Below are 1,141 nucleotides of genomic sequence, written 5' to 3'. Positions count from 1 at the left end.
TCCCCGAAGACCTCGCCCCATTCGGCAAAGCCACGGTTGGAGGTGAGGATCATGGCGCCGCGCTCGTATCGGGCGTTGACCAGCTGAAAGAACAGGTTTCCGCCGCCCGGGATGACGGGCAGGTAGCCGATCTCGTCAACGACCAGGAGCTGGGGACGGCAGAGAAAGCGGATCCGCTCGCGCAAGCTCCCCTCGCGCTCGGCCTTGGCGAGGGAGCCGACCAGTTCGGCCAGGGTGGTGAAGTAGACGCTGCGCCCGGCCTGCACCGCCTCCACGGCCAGGGCGATGGCGAGGTGCGTCTTGCCGCAGCCTGGCTGGCCGAGGAAGTGGACCACCTCGTGGCGGTTGATGAAGTCGAGGCCGGCCAGGGTGAGGATGCGGTTGCGGTCGAGGGAGGGCTGGAAGGAGAAGTCGAAGCCCGCGAGCGTCTTGACGTTGAGCAGGCGGCCCATCTTGAGCGCGGCCTTGACCCTGCGCCCCTCGCGCAGGCTGAGCTCCTCGTCGAGCAGGTTGTCGATGGCCTCGAGCGGGGAGATCTCCCCTCGCTCGAGCTGGCGCAGCAGGTGCTCCAGCACCTCGAGGGAGCGCGGCATCCTGAGGCCGACCAGGTGCCGGCGGATGCGATCGAGCGTGGCGGGGGTGGTGCTCATCGGGACAGCTCCCCGGCGGCGAGACGGCGGCCGATGGCCTCGTAGATGGCGAGGGAGCGGGGTGCCACGCCCGCGGTGTCCGGGGGTGGTGGCGGGGACGATCTGCCCCCCTGGCGCGGGGTGGTGCTGTTGTGCGGCGGCGGGAGGGTGCGGTGCCCCTCGGCGATCCGGCGCCGGCCACGGCCCTCGAGCACGGGATGGACGGCGACGAGCCTGCCATCCTCGAGGATGTGGACCTCAGAGGCGGTGACCTGCACCTCGACGGGGCGGCGGCGGGTGCCGTCCGGGACGGAGTAGAGATTGCCGCCGACCGAGATCATCCCCTCATGCGAGATGCGCCGCTCGAGGCGGAGGACGGCGTTGAACGGCCCGGCCGGCAGGGGCCTGAGCGAGGGGCGCTCCTCGGCGAAATGCTCGGCCACGATCCGCCCCGTGGTGCCGTGCAGGCGCCGGTTGGCGACCTGGTCGAGCCACTGGGTGAACTGCGCGTT

General features: G+C 71.0%; 2 protein-coding genes. Both read right to left on the bottom strand.

All coding sequences use genetic code 11. From position 1 onward, the window contains the following. Positions 1–650, bottom strand: a 650-nt coding sequence (gene istB / locus J8J14_RS24770) for an IS21-like element helper ATPase IstB (protein WP_209382206.1), incomplete at its 3' end; no start/stop codon positions are given. Beyond that, a partial coding sequence (locus J8J14_RS24765) for a Mu transposase domain-containing protein (RefSeq protein WP_408896650.1) occupies positions 647–1,141 on the bottom strand: 495 nt, incomplete at its 5' end. The genes istB and J8J14_RS24765, both read right to left, overlap by 4 nt.

Source organism: Pararoseomonas baculiformis (genome assembly GCF_017813395.1).
Taxonomy (GTDB): domain Bacteria; phylum Pseudomonadota; class Alphaproteobacteria; order Acetobacterales; family Acetobacteraceae; genus Roseomonas; species Roseomonas baculiformis.
Note: the sequence above shows the minus strand (reverse complement) of the source record. Positions and strands in the feature narration are given on the sequence as shown.